Raw genomic sequence first — 15,746 nt, 5'->3', positions numbered from 1 at the left:
CTGCCATGTCTATCGCACTCGCCAACCAACCGGACGCGGCCGTGTACCGCGCGACCATCCCCGCCGGCGAACCCTGGCTGATGGAAGTCAAGGCCGGCCAGACCTTGCGCATCCTTGACCTTGAAGGCAACCAGGCGGTCGACACGCTGTTCTACAGCCTGAAAAACCCCAAGGAACGCTACGACGTGCAGCGCACCTTGCGCCGGCAAAACAGCGTGTACCTGAGCACCGGCAGCGTGCTGTATTCCAACCTTGGCCAGCCGATGCTGACCATCGTCGACGACACCTGCGGGCGCCACGACACCCTCGGCGGCGCCTGCGCCCAAGAGAGCAACACCGTGCGCTACGCCCTGGAAAAACGCTACATGCACAGCTGCCGCGACAACTACCTGCGGGCCTGCGCCCACGATGGCCGGCTGGGTAAAAGCGACATTGGGCCGAACATCAATTTCTTCATGAATGTGCCGGTGACCGCCGATGGCGGGCTGACGTTTGAAGACGGGATTTCCGCCCCCGGCAAATACGTCGACCTGCGGGCCGAGATGGACGTGATCGTGCTGATCTCCAACTGCCCGCAACTGAACAACCCGTGCAACGGCTACAACCCCACCCCTGCGGAGTTACTGGTATGGAACTGAAAATGAAGCGGTTGCGTCAGTGGTTGTTCGCACTGTGCCAGGCCCGCGCCGGGCAGTGCCTCCGAAAACGCTGAAGATCAACTGTGGAAGATGACCTGTGGGAGCTGGCTTGCCTGCGATAGCGGTGGATCAGCCAACATATGGGGTGACTGACCCACCGCCATCGCGGGCAAGCCCGGCTCCCACAGTTGATCTTCATGGGTATTGAAATTTGCGCTCCGGACGACCGTAGCGCCATCCACATTTGCGGGACGGCCCGCATCCCAGGACAAGGCCGAACATGCATCGGCCTGCGGGGTTTTGCCATGTTCGAAAAACTGTTGATCGCCAACCGTGGCGCCATCGCCTGCCGCATCCTGCGCACCTTGCGTGAGCTTTCGGTCAAGGGCGTGGCGGTGTATTCCGAAGCCGATGCCGCCAGCCTGCACATCCAGCAAGCCGACGAGGCCTACAGCCTGGGTGAAGGCGCGGCGGCCGGCACCTATTTGTCGGTCGAGAAAATCCTCGCCACGGCCAAGGCTTGTGGCGCCACCGCGATCCATCCCGGTTATGGCTTTCTTTCGGAAAACGCCGCCTTCGCCGAAGCCTGCGAAACAGCGGGCATCGCCTTCGTCGGCCCGACGCCAGAGCAGTTGCGAGTGTTCGGCCTCAAGCACACCGCGCGCGCGTTGGCCAAGCAGCACAACATCCCGCTGCTGGAAGGCACCGAGCTGCTCAACAGCCTTGACGCTGCACTGCTGGCCGGCGAAAGCGTGGGCTATCCGATCATGCTCAAAAGCACGGCGGGCGGTGGCGGTATCGGCATGCGCGTGTGCAACAGCGCCGATGAATTGCGCGACTGTTTCGAGGCAGTCAAACGCCTGGGCCAGAACAACTTCAGCGACGCCGGCGTGTTTATCGAGAAGTACATCCAGCACGCCCGGCACCTGGAAGTACAGGTGTTTGGTGATGGGTGTGGCGAGGTGATTGCTCTCGGTGTGCGCGATTGTTCGGTGCAGCGGCGCAACCAGAAAGTGCTCGAGGAAACCCCTGCGCCGAACTTGCCCGACGGGATGGCGGATGAGCTGTGCCACGCCGCAATCACCCTGGCCAAGGCCGTGAATTATCGCAGCGCCGGCACCGTGGAATTTATCTTTGATAGCGCCGACGGCCGCTTCTATTTTCTGGAAGTGAACACCCGATTGCAGGTGGAACACGGCGTCACCGAGCAAGTGTGGGGCGTGGACCTGGTGCGCTGGATGGTGCAACTGGCCGCCGGAGAAATGCCGCCGCTGCGGGATCTGGAATTGAAGCCCCACGGCCACGCGATTCAAGCACGCCTGTATGCCGAAGATCCGGGGCGGGATTTTCAGCCGAGCCCGGGGCTTCTGACCTGCGTGGATTTTCCGATCGCTGAAGGCCTGCGTGTCGACACCTGGGTGGAGGCCGGCTGCGAGATCCCGCCCTACTTCGACCCGATGATCGCCAAGCTCATCACTTGGGCGCCGAGCCGCGAACAGGCGCGTCTGGATCTGCATCAGGCTTTGAGCAACAGCCAGCTGTACGGCGTGGAAACCAATCGCGATTACCTGCGGCAGATCCTGCTCGCCGCACCGTTCGCCATTGGCCGGCCGTGGACCCGCTGCCTTGAGGATTTGGTCTACCGCGCAGACACGTTTGAGGTACTCAGCGCCGGGACACAAACCAGTGTTCAGGACTATCCGGGGCGCCTGGGTTACTGGGCTGTGGGCGTGCCGCCGTCGGGGCCGATGGACAGTCGCGCGCTGCGTCTGGGTAACCGCTTGCTGGGCAATGCCGATGGTACTGCCGCGCTGGAAATCACCATGAGCGGGCCAATGCTGCGCTTCAATTGCGCGGCAGTGGTGGCGGTGACCGGGGCGGACATTGCGCTGCGGTTGAATGATGAAGTGGTACCAATGAACACCGCGCTGCTGGTGCCGACGGGTGCGACCCTGAGCCTCGGCACCATCGCCGGGGCCGGTGCGCGCAGCTACCTTTGCCTGCGCGGCGGGCTGCAGGTTCCGGATTATCTGGGCAGCAAAAGCACCTTCACCCTTGGCCAGTTTGGCGGGCATGGCGGGCGGGCGTTACGGGCGGGTGACGTGTTGCATTTGTTGCCGTTGGAAGATGTCAGTTGCGGCAACACGTTAGCGCCTGAATCGCTTGCCGAGGTGCGAACACTGCGGGTGATCTACGGCCCTCACGGCGCGCCGGAATACTTCAAGCCTGAGTACATCGAGACGTTCTTCGCCACTCAGTGGGAAGTGCATTTCAACTCCAGCCGCACCGGCGTGAGGTTGATCGGGCCAAAGCCATTGTGGGCGCGTACGGATGGGGGTGAAGCGGGACTGCATCCGTCCAACATTCACGACAATCCCTATGCGATTGGCGCGGTGGATTTTACCGGGGATATGCCGGTGATCCTCGGCCCCGACGGCCCGAGCCTGGGTGGGTTTGTGTGCCCGGTGACGGTGATCGAGGCGGACTTGTGGCAGTTGGGCCAGCTCAAGGCGGGTGACAAAATCTGCTTCACTCCAGTCGACATCAAGACTGCCCGAAACCTAGCCCTGAAATGGGATCAAGTGTGGGAGCCGGGCTTGCGCGCGATGCAGGCAACTCGGTCCGACAGGCAAACCGAGGTGATGCTTTCGCGAGCAAGCCCGCTCCCACATTTGATTGAGTCGCCTGTTGTTCTGGACATCGGCCAAGCCGACACCCGCCTGGTCGCCCGCCTCGCCGGCGACACCCACCTGCTCCTGGAAATCGGCGCCCCGGAGCTCGACCTGGTCCTGCGCTTTCGCGCCCACGCCCTGATGCAGGCCTTCGAAACCCGAGCCCTGCACGGCGTCATCGACCTGACACCCGGCATCCGTTCCCTGCAAATCCACTACCAGCCCGAACAACTGCCCCTCGCCGACATCCTGGCGTTGATCACCACCGAATGGCACGCCGTCTGCGCCAGCCAAAACCTGCAAGTGCCGTCGCGCATCGTCCACCTGCCACTCTCCTGGGACGACCCCGCCTGCCAACTGGCCATCGAAAAATACATGACCACCGTGCGCAAGGACGCCCCGTGGTGCCCGAGCAACCTGGAGTTCATCCGCCGCATCAACGACCTGGCCAACCTCGACGAAGTGCGCCACACCGTGTTCGACGCGAGCTACCTGGTGATGGGCCTGGGCGACGTCTACCTCGGCGCGCCCGTGGCCACGCCGCTGGACCCGCGCCACCGTCTGGTCACCACCAAGTACAACCCGGCGCGCACCTGGACCGCAGAAAACTCCGTGGGCATCGGCGGCGCCTACCTGTGCGTGTACGGCATGGAAGGCCCCGGCGGCTATCAGTTCGTCGGGCGCACCTTGCAGATGTGGAACCGCTACCGCGAAGTCGCGGCGTTCGATGGCAAACCGTGGTTGCTGCGCTTCTTCGACCAGATCCGCTTTTACCCAGTGAGTGCGGATGAGCTGGTGCAGATCCGCCGGGATTTCCCCCTTGGGCGGTTTGAACTGAGCATCGAACACAGCCAGTTGAACCTGACGGATTACCAGGCCTTTCTCGCGCAGGAAGCCGAGAGCATTGGCGAGTTTCGCGGGCAACAGCAGCGCGCGTTCAACGCCGAACGCGAACGCTGGATCGCCAGCGGCCAGGCGCATTTCGACAGCGAAGAACTCGCAGCGCCATTGGGCGAAGACACGCCGTTGCAGGCCAACGAATGCAGCATCGACAGCCATATCGCCGGCAATCTCTGGCAAGTACAGGTGAGCGCGGGTGAACGCGTGGCGGCGGGCGATGTGCTGGTGATCCTGGAGTCGATGAAAATGGAAATCCCGGTACTCGCGCCGTTTGCCGGCACTGTCAGGGAAATCCCTGTGCAACCGGGCAGCGGCATTGGCGCCGGACAACGGGTGGTCGTGCTGGAGCGTGATTTGCAATAACGCCTCGGGGCTGTATCGTGCAAGGCACACCGGGTTTCACCGGGACCTTGTCCGATACAGCCTGAACCGACCGATGACCACGCCAACCCTCTGTCCCGCCTGCGGCGCCCGCAACGATTGCGCCCTGGCCGACCCGCGCACTGCCGACCAAGCCTGCTGGTGCTACAGCGTCAGCATCGACCCTGCGGTGCTTGAAGCCTTGCCGCCGGAACTGCGCAATAAAGCCTGCCTGTGCCCGCGCTGTGCCCAGGTGGACGAGCAACTGCGCGGCGCCGAGCCCACGTAATGCGTGTCGACCGTTTCCTCAGCAACCTGCCCCGTTTCAACCGCAAGCAAGTACGCCTGTTGCTGGTGGAGCGGCGGATCACCGTCGACGGCCAGGCAGTCAGCGATCCACATCACCCGGTGAGCGAGTTCAGCCGTGTGCTGCTGGATGGCGAAGTGCTGCAAGCGGGCAAACCCGCGCGCTACTTCATGCTGCACAAACCAAAGGGTTGCGTGAGCGCCACCGTCGACCCGCAACACCCCACCGTGCTCGACCTGCTGGACGAACCGGACAAGCAAGAGCTGCACATTGCCGGCCGCCTGGATTTCAACACCACCGGCCTGCTACTGATCACCAACGACGGCCAGTGGTCGCGCCGCCTGACCCAGCCGCAAACCAAACTGCCCAAGGTCTACTACGTCGAGACCGAGCAAAACATTGGCCCGGAATACGCAGCCACCTTTGCCGCCGGCCTGTACTTCGCGTTTGAAGACCTCACCACGCAACCAGCAGAACTTGAGCTATTGGGCCCCAGAACGGCGCGCCTGAGCATCATTGAAGGGCGTTATCACCAGGTGAAGCGCATGTTCGGGCACTTCGACAATAAAGTGACCCGGTTGCACCGCGAGCGCATGGGGCCTTTGGAATTGGACTCAGCCCTTGCCCCAGGCCATTACCGGGCGCTTACGGACGCTGAAATCCAACAGGTCTGATGACCGTTCAGCCGATGATGGCAAAAAACCACGCCGTCGACTGGCGAACTGGCATCCCTGATGCTTGAATCAACCGAGCCAGCCGCAAACTGACTGGCGAGTCACCCCTACCTACAAGAAACACTTTGCCCGTTCGCACGCTTGATCTGCGGGCATCTCACGGCAAATTGCCCGCCATAACAACACCCGTCGGCCAGCCAGTATCGGATCGACATGGGCCCTCACTTCCAGGCGTATGCCTACCTGTCACAAAGCTCGTGCAGAGTGATCTGCGCGCATTACCCGCTTGCCAGGAGTCTTACGACATGAGGCCAGAAATCGCTGTGCTGGATATACAGGGGCAGTATCGGGTTTACACGGAGTTCTATCGCGCGGACGCAGCTGCCAAGACCATCATTCTGGTCAACGGCTCAATGGCCACCACTGCGTCTTTCGCCCAGACCGTGAAAAGCCTGCACCCGACGTTCAACGTGGTTTTGTACGACCAGCCCTACGCCGGCCGCTCAAAAATCCACAACCGCCACGAGCATATGCTGACGAAAGAAGTCGAGGGCCAGATCCTTCTGGAACTCATCGACCACTTCGCCGCCGAACACGTGCTGTCCTTTTCCTGGGGCGGCGCCGCGACCCTCGTCGCCCTCGCCCACCGCCCGCGCCGTGTGGAAAAGGCCGTGATCAGCTCGTTCTCCCCGGTGATCAACGCACCCATGCGCGACTACCTGGAGCGCGGCGTCGACTACCTCGGCAGTCTCGACCGCGACCGCGTGGGCAACCTGGTCAACAGCACCATCGGCAAACACCTGCCGTCGCTGTTCAAACGCTTCAACTACAAACACGTGAGCAGCCTGGCCGAGCATGAGTATGGGCAGATGCACTTTCACATCAGCCACGTGCTCAACAGCGACCGGCTTTGCTACCTCAAGGCGGCGAAGCAGATTGATATTCCGGTGTTGTTTTTGAACGGCGAATGGGACGAGTACACCAGCGCCCAGGATGCCAAGTTGTTTGGACAGCATATTGCGAAAAGCAGCTTCGGGACGATTCAAGCGACCGGGCACTTTTTGGATATGGAGCACAAGGCCGCGTGCCGGGATAGCCGGGAGGCGTTGATGGTTTTTTTGAGGCCGGAGCAGCAACCGAGCCGGCTGCGGTACCACGCGTCGCAGCCACAGCATGCATTTGCCGTATGAGCGGTGGGGTTGTGGGTGGGCTGGATTTCCGTAGGGGTCCGCCTGCCCACGACCGACCGTTGGCACGTAAAACACAGAATTTTCGAAGAAAAACTTCAAATCCGCGAGCACATCTGGTACAAAGTCAGCCGCTCTGAGCGGGTATAGTTTAGTGGTAGAACGAAAGCTTCCCAAGCTTTAGATGAGGGTTCGATTCCCTCTACCCGCTCCACTCAGATTTTGGTCCTGCGTCAGGATGGTTGTTGACGGGGATGCATAAAAAAACCGGTCCTTGGTGGCCGGTTTTTTTATGGCTGGCGTTAAAGCCCCAACTCCAACGCCAGCAAGTCCGAGAGCGGTTGCGGGCGTCGAATCAATTTGGCGTGCCCTTGCTCGATCAGTACCTCCGGCAACAGCGGGCGGCTGTTGTAATTGGACGACATGGCGGCGCCATACGCGCCGGTATCGTGAATCACCAACAAATCACCCACCTGCGCTTCCGGCAACCTACGGGGTGTGACGCCCTGTTCGTCCTGCGTGAAGATATCGCCGGCCTCGCACAGCGGGCCGCCCACTACGCACAGGTGCTCCGGGCGGCTGACGGGCAAACCTTGTGCATCCAGCAATGTCATGTGGTGATAGGCGCCATAGAGCACTGGCCGCATCAGGTCATTGAACCCGGCATCCACCAGAATGAAATGCCTGCTGCCAACTTTTTTTATCGCGCGAACTTCGGTGACCAGATACCCAGACTCCGCGACCAGGAAGCGGCCCGGCTCGATTTCCATGCGTACCGGATGACCAAGCCAGGCCTCAATCGCCTGTTTGGCCTGGCGCCATGTGCTCGCATAACTCTGGATGTCCACCGGTTCATCTTCCCCACGATAAGGCGTGGCAAGCCCTCCGCCGATGGAAAACGCTTCGATATCGTGGTCGAGTGCCTTCACCACCGAGACCATCGCACAGCCCACTTGCTCAAGGTGCGCGTAATCCACACCTGAACCGATATGCATGTGCACGCCCACCAGTTTCAGGCCGAATTGCCGGATCACGTTGAGCGCTTCTTGCACCTGCTCGTGCCAGATTCCATGTTTGCTGTTTTCGCCACCCGTATTCGTCTTGCGGCTGTGACCGTGACCAAACCCTGGATTGATCCGCAGCCAGACGCGATGGCCGGGCGACCGCTGCCCCAGTTGGCGCAGCATATCAATCGAGCCGGTGTTCACTTCCAGTTGCAGTTCCACGACACGGCGCAACGTCGCTTCATCGAATAAATCACAGGTAAATACAATGCCCGCCGGGTCGCCGTCAGGGCTGAACCCCGCCAGCAGTGCCCGCTCGATTTCACCCAGCGATACCGCATCAATCCGCACGCCTTGTTCGCGCATCAACCGAAGAATATGCAGGTTGGAACAGGCTTTCTGCGCGTATCGAATCACATCGAAACCCTGCAGTTGATTGATGCGGGCCCTGATGGTCTCGGCCTCATAACACCAGAGCGGGGTGCCGTGCTGTTTTGCAGACTCGGTCAACGGCTGAAACACGGAATGGTTCGGCATGACAGTATTTCTTCTGAAATAGGGTGAGCAACCATCATGACCAGCGTTCTTGATTCAATAAAATACCTATTCTTTTCCACTCGATTCAGTTTTGATATGGACTTCGTTAAACGGGTGGGGGATCAAGGATGGAGATATCCATACGGCATATCGAGGTGTTCCGGGCCATCATGCAGGCAGGCAGCGTCACGGGAGCGGCCCTGCTGCTTTTTACCTCGCAACCGACGGTCAGCCGCGAGCTTGCGCGACTGGAAAAGCTTTCTGGCCTGCGACTCTTTGATCGCACAGGAGGGAGGCTGATACCGACGGCCCAGGCGATCATGCTGTTCGAAGAGGTTGAACGCTCCTACATCGGCCTGGAAAGAATCAACAGCGTTGCGCAGTCAATTCGTCGCTTTGAACATGGCCAGCTAAGCGTTACGTGCCTTCCACTGTTTTCCCAGACGCTTTTGCCCAAGGTCTACAAGCGCTTTCAGCAACAGCATGTCGGCATCGGCTTGAGCATTGCGGCACAGGAAACGCCCCTGCTGGAAGAATCACTCAGCGCCCAGCGTTACGACCTCGGGTTAACCGAAGGCGAACATGCACCTCAAGGTACCCAAGGGGAGCTGCTCTTTTGTTCCGACATGGTTTGCGTACTGCCAGAGGGCGATCCTTTGCTGGCTAAACCGTTGCTGACACTGGAAGACTTTCAGGGTGTGAATTTCATCAACCTGTCGGGCCTGGACATCTATCGCCAAACCCTTGATGAGCACTTCCGCCGGGCCGGCGTCGATAGGCACATTGTGGTCGAAACAACCAACGCTGCGTCGGTGTGTGCCATGGTCAGGCAGCACCTGGGGGTGGCGATTATCAACCCGCTGACTGCAGTGGCGGAGGCCGGTAACGGGCTGGCCATTCGGCCGATCAACGTATCCATCCCGTATCGGGTCATGTTGATCCGACCTGATTATCGACCTTCCTCAATTTTCGTCGATGCCTTCTGCAACGCGCTGACGGATGAGGCGGCGAGTCTGGCGAACAGTTTGGATTTTAGGCGGGAGCGTTCGAGCTAACGAATGGCAAAGGAGACAGGACTCATGTACTGCGAACTAAAAGGTTCACCGAACAAACTTGAAATAGACAAGCTCCGGATCACCCTCATCCAGATTCTCAATAACGCCACTGCGCAAGAATCCAGCCTTGGATATGAGTTGCTGTGAAGCGACGTTTGAGCGGTTCGTTGAGGTAAAAAGCTTGTTCGTCTTACACGCGGATTCAGCAGCAACAAGCAGTAGAAGCGCGATGCCTTTGCGCTGGTGTGCGGGAGAGATAACCACCAGTGAAACAAAGCCATTCCCGAAAAAATCATGGGTAAGTACGAGATAGCCGACAACGCAGCCAGCGTCCACCGCAACCAGGCATTGACCCTTCTCAACGGCCTCGAGAATAAGCTCGCCACGGCTGACATTCGATTTCGCGAAGGCGTCGAGCTCAACCAAGGCACTCACGTCTTCAAGCGTTGCCTCTCGGGTGAACGGGGCTGTTTTTGCTTCGCTGTTCCAGGTCATCGTTGCTGACTCCCAACGCATCAAAAATCGGCTGCCCTTCCCTTGGTATGTGCGGCCTGGAAGGGAAAGCCTTTTTATAGAATCAAGAAACGCTATCCACTCGGTCCTGCACGGCTTCTACCAGTAAAAGCCCCAACTCAATCATTTGCTGAATCGCCAAGGCCAGACAGCGATGCTCGTCTGGCAGGTTATCGGCAAATTCGTTGGTCATTGCGCCAGCGCCGGCAATGGTTTCGTAGGCGTTGGCGAGCAATGCATCGGTACCGATTTCGGGACGTACGCTGAATATTTTTACGGGTGAATTATACGAGTCAGTACACATCTGTTGATCCTCGGTTAGGACCACCTTCCAGAGCTACTAAACAAAGGGTGGCGGCTATACGCGGGTTAGTAGACCGGTTGATCAACGAAACCGGCGCGCCCAAAGGCGCCCCGCGTACAGCCACCATCAAGACCAGACATTGAAACGTCTGAGAAATGGCACAGCCATACGCCGTTGATCAAATCGGGCTACTAAACCCGACCGCTGATGGGCAGCGGCTGACGAACCTTAAAGAGGTCGCCCAAGGCGCACAACCGGGAGGATTCTGATGGTTGTGTAGGCAAAGCCGCAAGATTCATCACTGCTTGCCCGCCCAAATCAGCCCGTAATCTCTGGCAACAAGATTGATCATGAAGCGCTTATTCCTCTGGATGGGCAGTGAATTTTCGTGGTACTCAGACAAGGCCATCGCAACCTCGCCAAAGCTCGACAGCTCCCACAAGGAACTGAATTCACCATCAGAAAAGACGGCTATTTCTCGAGCACCACTCCCCGCTGCACCACCCACGCCAACGGCAACGTCAGCAGCAACATCCCCGCCAACACCATCACCGCCACCGGCACGCCCATCGAGTCCCCCAGCCCGCCGAACAACACAGGCGCCAACGCGCCGCCGCCGATGGTGCCGGTATAGAACACCGCAAACGCCTGCTCGCGTTTACCCGCGCTGGCCAGGTCCGGCACGGCGCCGTACAGCACCGACGACGTGCCGTTCAGCGCCAGCCCCAACACCGGCAACATCACCATCAAACCGGTCAATGGCAGATACACCGCCGCGACGATCAACAGCGCTGTGCTGGCCTCCGTCAGCCATACGGTTTTCATCATGCCGATACGTGCGCCGAGGTAGCCGCAAAGCAATTTGCCGAAGGCGCCGCCGATAAACAGCATGGTCAGCGCCAGGCCAATGCCCGCAGTACCAGCGCCTTTAGCTTGCAGAAGAAAGGGCAAAAACGTGAGAAAGCCCATGCGCACGGCGCTGTCGAGTGTGCCCGTAACGATCAGCGCACGCAGGCCGCTAACCGAGCCACTTCCTACCAGTGTCTTGGCGGTTTTCCCGGAAGCGGACGCCGCTGCCTGCACGGGTATCAACCACCACAGCAACCCCGCCGCCGCCAACCCCAGCAATCCAAGCAGCGTAACGCTCGCGCGCCAACTGATGACGGTCAGCAACAGGCCGACCAGCCCAGGAACAAGGGTTTTGCCAATATCCCCGGAGAAGTTGTATTGAGACAGCGCTTCCTTGACCCCACCACCGTTCTCGTAGGTATCGGTGATCATTGAAGAAGCCAGCGGATGCTGAGTACTCGCCCCCAGCCCGCCCAACAGCAGCGCCAGCAATAACATGCCCAACCCGGTCGCCTGTCCCACCAACAGATAAGCAACACCGGCAAGCGCCGTGCCGCCCACCAGCATCGGCGTGCGCCCCCAACGTTTGGCGGCGCGGCTGGCCATCAGTTGGAACACTGCCATCATCCCGGAGTACGCCCCGCGCAACAGGCCGATCTGGGCGTAGGTCAAGCCGAACTGCGCTTGCCAGATCGGCAGCAGCACGTAGATCACATCGGTCAGGCCATCATGAATGGCGTGGGCGCTGCACCCTGCGATCAATGAGCGGCGACGGGCGGAAGTCTCGGGCACGGGCAAGGCAACGGCGTCGTTCATGAGGTCTTGCTCAGTTCAGGTTGGAGGGGCTTCCAGCCCGCCAGGGCGATCAACAGTGACAGCAACTGGAAACCGATGATCAGCGCTACGCATCCCGTCCAGCCCCAGCGTCCCCAGATCAGCGCGGGGGCAATGGCGCCGAAGCTGCCGCCCAGGTAATAGCAGGTGAGGTACAGGCCCACGGCGCCGGCCTTGTTGTGGCGGGCGGTGGCGGTGGTGAAGGCGCTGGCGGCGGCCTGGGCGAGGAATACGCCGGTGGAGCTGAGGGCCAGGCCCAGTACGATGCTCCACAGGGACGGCAATAAGGTCAGGGCCGAGCCGCAGACGCCGAGTGCCGCAGCGGCGGTCAGCAGCTCGGATTGCGGGCGGGATTTGCTCAGGCGCCCGGCGATGGGGATCACCACCAGGGCCAGCAGGAACACCATGTAGATAGTGCCCAGCGCCGCCGGGCCGAGGTCGAAGGGAGCTTGGCTGAGGTAAAGCCCGGCGTAGGTAAAGGTCGCCACTTGGGAGAACAGCACGCAAAATCCTACTGCGTAGGCTGCCAACAGCGGAGTGCTGAGCACATCGCTCCAAGTAGTTGCAGGTTGGGCAACACGGGGAGGATTGTCCGGCAGCAGAAACTGGATAAACCCGCCCACCATCAGGCTCAACACCGCCAACAGTTCAAAGGCTTCACGCCAGCCGACATACTCGGTCATCACGCCGGTGACGAAGCGTCCGGCAAACCCGCCCAGCACAGTGCCGGCCACGTAGAGGCTGGTGACTTCGGTCACGGTGCCGCCGCGCCAGCGATCGCCGATGTAGGCCACGCTGGTGGCAAACACTACCGGAATCAGCATCCCTTCGATAAAGCGCCACACCAGCAACTCGGCAAAGCTGCTGGCATAGGCGGTCATCAGCGCCGGCAGCGCCAGCAACAGCGCGGCAACCGAGATCACGGTGCGTTGCTCAAACCGCCCGGTCAGGCGGCTGACAAACGGCGCAGTCAGCGCCACCGCCAACGTAGTGACAGTAATGCTCCAACCGGCGGCCTTGGCGCTCACCTCAAAGTTGGCGGCAAACGTCTGCAAAATGCTCTGGGTGGCGTAGAGGTTGAGAAACGCCGCGCAGCCACACAGGAACAGGGCAAGACGGGCACAATGCAGGCGCGGTTTCATGAAACCTCTCGTTTTATTATCAGAGGCCTTTATAGAATGACCCGCACACCCGAGACCAATACCGATTTCGGACCGATCAATACCCTGGGGCCAGGATGCTCGACCTACGCAAGCTGCGTTACTTTCTGACCGTCGCCGAAGAATTGCACTTCGGCCGCGCCGCCCTGCGCCTGCACCTGGCCCAGCCACCGTTGACCCGGCAGATTTCCGCGCTTGAGGCTGAACTGGGGTTTCGCCTGTTCGACCGCACCAGTCGCACGGTTTCGCTCACCGCCCAAGGGCGCTCGTTTCTGCCCTATGCACGGGCGGTGCTGGAGCAGGTCGACCTCGCCGAGGTCATTGCCGGCAAACTAGCTGCAGGTGCCGCCGGGCAACTGGCGCTGGGTTATGTCAGTTCCATAGCCCTGTCGGATTTGTTCAGCCAGGCGATTCAGGCCTTCGCCCAACGCTTTCCCGATGTGCAATTGACGCTGGTGGAATGCGCCTCCGGGAGCCTGGGCGCACAGGTGGCTGATGGGCGCATGGATATTGGCCTCAGCCGGTTACTGCCCCGGGAAGGTCAAACTGAGGTGCAAGCATTGTCGTTGGGGGAGGAGCGGCTGGTCGCTGCGGTGTCCAGCGACAGCCCGTTGGCGAGCCAGGCCGAGGTCAGCCTGGCGCAGCTGAGCGTGTATCCACTGATTCTGTTTCCAGCCGATTACGGCTCGGGCCTCAACCAGTCCATCGAGCAGCTTTATCGGCATAAGGGTTTGCCACTGCGAGCCGGGCCTTCGGGGCGGCAAATCACCTCGATCATTGCGCTGGTGGCGGCGGGCCAAGGTGTGGCACTGGTGCCGGAATGCACTCAGAGTTTGATGAATAAGGGCGTGACGTATCGGCCGTTGGTGGACGCGGATGCGTATGCCCGTTTACTTGTTCTGACGCGCAACGATGTAAGCAGCTTGATGGTTAGGGCATTTTTGAGCGTGATTGATGAGTTGCTACAGGCTCGTCAGCAAGCCTGATTGCTCTGCCGAAAAACCTCGCAATACCTCCGCCGGGCGCAGTCCCCACACGCTCATACACTGCATACGCCACCTACAGAAACATCGGTCGTCGACCGCTGGTAGGTAGAGTGTTGATAATTTATCTTCAGTGGTTATAGTCACCACCAACACACACCACAAGGAGGTGATGTGGACAGCCGATATTTGATAGGTCACATCGTTGCGGATGGCTGGTATCTGGTGCGAATCAGAGGTAGCCATCACCATTTCAAGCACCCGACAAAGCCGGGGCTGGTGACGATTCCCCATCCTAAAAAGGACCTGCTGGACAAGACCGCAAAGAGCATTTTGAAACAGGCGCTGCTCAGCTAATACGTTCGTGGAGGACAACAAACATGCTGTACCCAATCGCAATTTCAACCGGTGACGAGGACCATGCCTGGGGTGTGGAAGTCCCGGACATTCCCGGTTGCTTCTCAGCTGGAGATGATCTGGACGACGCCATGGCCATGGCCCGCGAAGCGATCGAAGGCCACTTCGAGATCCTCGCAGAAGACGGTGCGCCCATTCCTACAGCACAGAAAGTCACCCTCCATGCCGCTAACCCGCAATATGCCGGCTGCACTTGGGCGGTGGTGGATATTGATGTCACCAAGTACCTGGGCAAGGCACAGAAACTCAATATCACGTTGCCCGGCTATCTGCTGAACCGCATTGACGAATACGTCCTGCATCATCCGGAAGAAAAAAGCCGTTCGGGCTTTCTTGCGTCTGCTGCGCTCAAAGTGTTGCAACAAGACCGGTAACAGCACTTCAAGGAACCGCGCAATGCTCCCTCCCGCACAACGCACTCCAAAACCCATACTGCGCAAGGTACTGGGCTGGGTGCTGATTGCGCCTCTGCTGCTCTCGTTTCTCAGGCTGCCCTTTCCGTTGGGACTCGTCTTGGCGCTGGCGTCCATCGCAGCCTCCGTTTATGGCGCCCGGTTTGCCCAACTGCATGCCAGCCGACGTGTAACCGTATTTGCCGTGATCATCACGCTGCTCAACATCGCTTCATTTTTTGTCATTGGCACGGCATCGGTACTCAAGGCGCTGTACTGGTTCTCGTGGCTTTACGGGTATCCGTATTACGCCGATTGGGTTTACTGGAACTTCTAAGTCTTTCGCGAATTCGACCGCAAGAAACGTAGTTCCACCCTGGACCGGCCCACCTACAGTAGAGCCTTACACCCTCAAGGAGCCCAACAATGTCCTATGAATACCAATACATGCCCTCCCCCGTCGGCCAACTGACCCTCGTGGCCCGTGACGGAAAACTCACCGCCATCCTCTGGGAAAAAGAGCGCCCCAACCGTGTTCGGCTGGGGGTCCTGCAAGAGGCCAACAACAGCCCGGTGTTGCGGGAAACCGAGCGGCAGTTGAAAGAATACTTCGCCGGTACCCGCAACCGTTTCGAGCTGGAACTGGACTTTGCCGGCACCGACTTCCAGAAAAAAGTCTGGCAGGCGCTGCTGACCATCCCGTTCGGGGAAACCCGCAGCTACAGCCAGATCGCCGCGCAGATTGGTAGCCCCAAGGCCGTGCGTGCCGTAGGCGCAGCCAACGGGCGCAATCCGATTTCGATTGTTGCGCCGTGCCATCGGGTGATTGGTGCGTCAGGCGGCTTGACCGGGTTCGCGGGTGGGCTTGAGGCCAAGCAGTATCTGTTGGAGCTGGAGGAACACGTCTGAAAGCCCGGCAAAAAAAATGTATAAATTTGTTCAAACTCTCAATTGTAAAAA

At 59.8% G+C, this 15,746-nt stretch carries 16 protein-coding genes and 1 tRNA gene; 12 read left to right on the top strand and 5 right to left on the bottom strand.

The window, feature by feature from the left end; all coding sequences use genetic code 11:
- The first annotated feature begins 5 nt into the window (after positions 1-5).
- The 6 genes from ACA046_RS07145 to ACA046_RS07120 all read left to right on the top strand — a co-directional run bounded on the left by ACA046_RS07145 (position 6) and on the right by ACA046_RS07120 (position 6,952).
- Positions 6-638: an urea amidolyase associated protein UAAP2 gene (locus ACA046_RS07145; RefSeq protein WP_318301278.1), complete on the top strand. Its 633-nt coding sequence runs from the start codon at positions 6-8 to the stop codon at positions 636-638.
- A gap of 305 nt (positions 639-943) precedes the next feature.
- Complete coding sequence (gene uca / locus ACA046_RS07140) at positions 944-4,573, top strand: urea carboxylase (RefSeq protein WP_497676180.1); 3,630 nt, start codon at positions 944-946, stop codon at positions 4,571-4,573.
- A 73-nt stretch (positions 4,574-4,646) separates the two neighbouring features.
- Positions 4,647-4,859: a cysteine-rich CWC family protein gene (locus ACA046_RS07135; RefSeq protein WP_076015955.1), complete on the top strand. Its 213-nt coding sequence runs from the start codon at positions 4,647-4,649 to the stop codon at positions 4,857-4,859.
- Complete coding sequence (locus tag ACA046_RS07130) at positions 4,859-5,551, top strand: pseudouridine synthase (RefSeq protein WP_497676179.1); 693 nt, start codon at positions 4,859-4,861, stop codon at positions 5,549-5,551. Before ACA046_RS07135 ends, ACA046_RS07130 begins: the two co-directional genes overlap by 1 nt.
- A 305-nt stretch (positions 5,552-5,856) precedes the next feature.
- A complete protein-coding gene (locus tag ACA046_RS07125) occupies positions 5,857-6,741 on the top strand; it encodes an alpha/beta fold hydrolase (RefSeq protein WP_497676178.1) in 885 nt (294 codons plus the stop codon).
- A 137-nt stretch (positions 6,742-6,878) separates the two neighbouring features.
- Positions 6,879-6,952: transfer RNA gene (locus tag ACA046_RS07120), tRNA-Gly, on the top strand.
- 88 nt (positions 6,953-7,040) lie between these two features.
- Here the strand turns inward: ACA046_RS07120 and lysA are convergent.
- Complete coding sequence (lysA, locus tag ACA046_RS07115) at positions 7,041-8,279, bottom strand: diaminopimelate decarboxylase (protein ID WP_497676177.1); 1,239 nt, start codon at positions 8,277-8,279, stop codon at positions 7,041-7,043.
- Between the two features lie 128 nt (positions 8,280-8,407).
- Between lysA and ACA046_RS07110 the strand changes: the two genes are divergently transcribed.
- Positions 8,408-9,334, top strand: coding sequence for a LysR family transcriptional regulator (locus ACA046_RS07110; RefSeq protein WP_459026675.1), 927 nt, complete (start codon positions 8,408-8,410; stop codon positions 9,332-9,334).
- Between the two features lie 45 nt (positions 9,335-9,379).
- Here the strand turns inward: ACA046_RS07110 and ACA046_RS07105 are convergent, their stop codons facing one another.
- From ACA046_RS07105 to ACA046_RS07090, 4 genes are all read right to left on the bottom strand, one after another.
- A complete protein-coding gene (locus ACA046_RS07105) occupies positions 9,380-9,829 on the bottom strand; it encodes a GNAT family N-acetyltransferase (RefSeq protein WP_459026673.1) in 450 nt (149 codons plus the stop codon).
- 82 nt (positions 9,830-9,911) lie between these two features.
- Entirely contained in the window at positions 9,912-10,151 is a 240-nt protein-coding gene (locus ACA046_RS07100) for a DUF6124 family protein (RefSeq protein WP_497676176.1), read from the bottom strand.
- A gap of 471 nt (positions 10,152-10,622) precedes the next feature.
- Positions 10,623-11,816, bottom strand: coding sequence for an MFS transporter (locus tag ACA046_RS07095; RefSeq protein WP_497676175.1), 1,194 nt, complete (start codon positions 11,814-11,816; stop codon positions 10,623-10,625).
- Positions 11,813-12,976 (bottom strand): MFS transporter, encoded by a 1,164-nt coding sequence (locus tag ACA046_RS07090; RefSeq protein WP_459026667.1) that lies wholly within the window; start codon positions 12,974-12,976, stop codon positions 11,813-11,815. Before ACA046_RS07090 ends, ACA046_RS07095 begins: the two co-directional genes overlap by 4 nt.
- Before the next feature lie 95 nt (positions 12,977-13,071).
- Between ACA046_RS07090 and ACA046_RS07085 the strand changes: the two genes are divergently transcribed.
- From ACA046_RS07085 to ACA046_RS07065, 5 genes are all read left to right on the top strand, one after another.
- A complete protein-coding gene (locus ACA046_RS07085; RefSeq protein ID WP_459026665.1) occupies positions 13,072-13,980 on the top strand; it encodes a LysR family transcriptional regulator in 909 nt (302 codons plus the stop codon).
- 171 nt (positions 13,981-14,151) lie between these two features.
- Complete coding sequence (locus ACA046_RS07080) at positions 14,152-14,334, top strand: type II toxin-antitoxin system HicA family toxin (protein WP_003189411.1); 183 nt, start codon at positions 14,152-14,154, stop codon at positions 14,332-14,334.
- 23 nt (positions 14,335-14,357) lie between these two features.
- Positions 14,358-14,768 (top strand): type II toxin-antitoxin system HicB family antitoxin, encoded by a 411-nt coding sequence (locus tag ACA046_RS07075; RefSeq protein ID WP_003212074.1) that lies wholly within the window; start codon positions 14,358-14,360, stop codon positions 14,766-14,768.
- 22 nt (positions 14,769-14,790) lie between these two features.
- The gene (locus ACA046_RS07070) at positions 14,791-15,123 is read left to right on the top strand and encodes a hypothetical protein (protein WP_459026662.1); all 333 of its coding nucleotides are present in this window, start codon (positions 14,791-14,793) and stop codon (positions 15,121-15,123) included.
- 89 nt (positions 15,124-15,212) lie between these two features.
- Positions 15,213-15,695, top strand: a complete 483-nt coding sequence (locus ACA046_RS07065; protein WP_459026660.1) for a methylated-DNA--[protein]-cysteine S-methyltransferase — start codon at positions 15,213-15,215, stop codon at positions 15,693-15,695.
- Positions 15,696-15,746 lie beyond the last annotated feature (51 nt).

Source organism: Pseudomonas sp. LBUM1641, from assembly GCF_059716235.1.
The sequence above is the reverse complement of the archived record's forward strand: the minus strand, read 5'-3'. Positions and strand labels throughout refer to the sequence as shown.

Coding starts and splice junctions, on each gene's coding strand:
- ACA046_RS07145 (WP_318301278.1), top strand. CDS start 6: ATGTCTATCGCACTCGCCAACCAACCGGACGCGGCCGTGTACCGCGCG.
- uca (WP_497676180.1), top strand. CDS start 944: ATGTTCGAAAAACTGTTGATCGCCAACCGTGGCGCCATCGCCTGCCGC.
- ACA046_RS07135 (WP_076015955.1), top strand. CDS start 4,647: ATGACCACGCCAACCCTCTGTCCCGCCTGCGGCGCCCGCAACGATTGC.
- ACA046_RS07130 (WP_497676179.1), top strand. CDS start 4,859: ATGCGTGTCGACCGTTTCCTCAGCAACCTGCCCCGTTTCAACCGCAAG.
- ACA046_RS07125 (WP_497676178.1), top strand. CDS start 5,857: ATGAGGCCAGAAATCGCTGTGCTGGATATACAGGGGCAGTATCGGGTT.
- lysA (WP_497676177.1), bottom strand. CDS start 8,279: ATGCCGAACCATTCCGTGTTTCAGCCGTTGACCGAGTCTGCAAAACAG.
- ACA046_RS07110 (WP_459026675.1), top strand. CDS start 8,408: ATGGAGATATCCATACGGCATATCGAGGTGTTCCGGGCCATCATGCAG.
- ACA046_RS07105 (WP_459026673.1), bottom strand. CDS start 9,829: ATGACCTGGAACAGCGAAGCAAAAACAGCCCCGTTCACCCGAGAGGCA.
- ACA046_RS07100 (WP_497676176.1), bottom strand. CDS start 10,151: ATGTGTACTGACTCGTATAATTCACCCGTAAAAATATTCAGCGTACGT.
- ACA046_RS07095 (WP_497676175.1), bottom strand. CDS start 11,816: ATGAACGACGCCGTTGCCTTGCCCGTGCCCGAGACTTCCGCCCGTCGC.
- ACA046_RS07090 (WP_459026667.1), bottom strand. CDS start 12,976: ATGAAACCGCGCCTGCATTGTGCCCGTCTTGCCCTGTTCCTGTGTGGC.
- ACA046_RS07085 (WP_459026665.1), top strand. CDS start 13,072: ATGCTCGACCTACGCAAGCTGCGTTACTTTCTGACCGTCGCCGAAGAA.
- ACA046_RS07075 (WP_003212074.1), top strand. CDS start 14,358: ATGCTGTACCCAATCGCAATTTCAACCGGTGACGAGGACCATGCCTGG.
- ACA046_RS07070 (WP_459026662.1), top strand. CDS start 14,791: ATGCTCCCTCCCGCACAACGCACTCCAAAACCCATACTGCGCAAGGTA.
- ACA046_RS07065 (WP_459026660.1), top strand. CDS start 15,213: ATGTCCTATGAATACCAATACATGCCCTCCCCCGTCGGCCAACTGACC.